Source organism: Bacteroidota bacterium (assembly GCA_018831055.1).
GTDB lineage: Bacteria > Bacteroidota > Bacteroidia > Bacteroidales > B18-G4 > M55B132.
Window position 1 is genome coordinate 1 of sequence record JAHJRE010000126.1, and the last position, 2,379, is coordinate 2,379.

2 protein-coding genes are annotated in these 2,379 nt (G+C 42.5%); both read left to right on the plus strand.

Features of this window, described 5'->3' with window-relative positions:
- Positions 1–1,444, plus strand: a 1,444-nt coding sequence (locus KKA81_07920; protein ID MBU2650847.1) for a T9SS type A sorting domain-containing protein, incomplete at its 5' end; no start/stop codon positions are given.
- Between the two features lie 119 nt (positions 1,445–1,563).
- A complete protein-coding gene (locus KKA81_07925) occupies positions 1,564–1,974 on the plus strand; it encodes a hypothetical protein (protein MBU2650848.1) in 411 nt (136 codons plus the stop codon).
- Positions 1,975–2,379: the final 405 nt, after the last annotated feature.

Here is a 2,379-nt window from a genome sequence, read left to right on the forward strand (position 1 = left end):
AAACTCAATCACAAAACTGGCGGATTTCTATGGTGAGGATTATGGAAGATACCCGTACGGCAGCCTTACCCTGGGCCCCGGAGGAACCCTGTTCGGACAAACCTATTCCGGTGGTGTATATAATGATGGCATTATGTTCGAATACAACACAAGTACCATGACCTTTACTAAACGCTTTGATTTTAGGCAGGCTGATGAGGGAGCAATGAATTTCGGCAGTCTTTTACTGGGCACAGATGGATGGGTTTATGGGACCACTGCAGAAGGAGGACACTCCGAGGCTGGAACGATTTACAGAATTAATCCTGCGGATCACACTTTTGAAAGCCTGTATAAATTTGATATATTTACGTATGGAGGTATTCCCGGTACAGGCCTGATGCAGGCCGGCGATGGGTATTTCTATGGCGTCACACCTTTTGGAGGTTCGGTAAACGCCGGGGTAATATACAGGTTTGATGCCATCAGCAAGGTCGTTACCGTCCTGGAAGATCTAATCACTCCTTCTGAAGGTTACAGACCTGCCGGTCCACCCGTGCAGACCTCCGATGGCTTGTTATACGGATTGACCTATGAAGGTGGTTCTATGAGTGATGGAGCATTATACAGATTCAACCTGAGCAACAGTACTTATTCAAAACAGGCTGATTTCCAGGATGCAGCGTCAGGAAGCCGCCCGGATGGCAGCCTGGTTGAAGCTGCAAATGGTAAACTTTATGCTATAGCCAGGCAGGGTGGTCAGTTTACCTACGGCACCCTCTTTGAATATGATCCAAACATGAGTTTTATGTCGGTGAAGGTTCAGTTCGACGGACTCAACAAAGGCGCATTCCCCAGAGGTACACTCCTGGAATACTCAGATAATAAGCTTTACGGAGTATGTAACCAGGGCGGCCTGTATGATGAAGGAACACTTTTTGTATACGATGCCGCAACCAATTCATGCACAAAAGTACATGATTTCAACGCCACCACCGGTGGCAGCAATCCCGAGTGCTCCCTGATGAAGGCTTCCAATGGCAGGATCTACGGCACAACCAATAAAGGAGGTGCTTATGATTTCGGCACAATCTTCGAATACGATCCCGTTACCTCCAACTTTACCACCATCAAAGAATTTGAAAGGTTCAGGGATAATCCATGGTATAGCGCCCTCCTGGAAGTGGAATCGGATTTTGGGGTGGATGAAGAAACTGAAAAAGGCTTCACCCTTGCATTGTTCCCGAACCCGGCTAAGGACCGTTTATACATTCAAAGCCTTCCCGGTGAAAAGGTCAGCATCCACCTGATGAACCAAACCGGCCAGGTGATAATGGAAATGAATGCCATAGTGGAAAAGGAAGGCATAGAACTGGATGTTGAGGCATTACCCGGAGGGATTTACCTGGTTAAAGTGCAGGGAGAGAAGGGCTTCGCTTGCGGTAAATTCGTGAAGTCGAATTAAATAGAAGTTGATTATTGTGCGTAAATATTATAATATTTTGCACTTTAGTTTTGGTGTGTATGATTTTTAACGACCTTTAGCTGGGTTATAAGAATACAAATTAGCAAAAATTGTTCATTATGAAAAGACTATTACTGCTGTTCGTTCTTGCATTGATAATTATTTCCTGCAAGAAATCCTCAGACGATGACCCCGAACCGATATCCATTGAAAAATATAAGGTGACTTACAGCTTCACTTCTCTCGGCCTGGATACGCTTGAATACATTAAATATCTGGATCAGAATGGAAATGAAATAGCAGTAACGGATACGAATGAATATAGTTATTCCTTTGAACAACCAAAGAATAATATTCATGCCAGGATAATCATCAAAGGATCTACAGGAACTCTTTTCACCGCATTTGCAAGTTATTCTCTGGAAGTTACGGATAAGAATAACGGGATAATCTATATCAGGGAAAGTGAAACAGACGGACCCGGGATCAACTTTACCTGGAATGCGGAATATAAGAATATTGAGAATTGATTAGTTTTAGGTTACAGGTTACAGGGTGATCTGGGGCAGACGTTCTATCTATTCCATCTTGAAAATTCTATTAATAATGATGGATCGCTATCTTGTGACCTGTTTTCCGAATTGGTTTTTAAGCAGAACACGCATCTGTATGGTAATCAGAATCATATAATTTTTTCTTTGCAAAATGGGTGTCCCGAGGTTTCTTTAGAGCATGTTTGTTCGCAAAAAGAGAAACCAAAGTGGGAGTGTAAGTGTCTAGATTATCAAAAACTGACCTGAAAATCAAACAAACATCTCTGTCAATCAAGCTGTAAAGCAAATCAACAAAATGTATGAGGTTATTTTCCAATACGCAAACGGCAAAAATCAAAAGGTTTTACTAAAAAACAACCCAACCCAAGAACAAATAATGAA

Bases quoted from the DNA above. Each gene is read 5' to 3' on its own strand.
- KKA81_07925 (MBU2650848.1), top strand. From the start codon at position 1,564: ATGAAAAGACTATTACTGCTGTTCGTTCTTGCATTGATAATTATTTCC.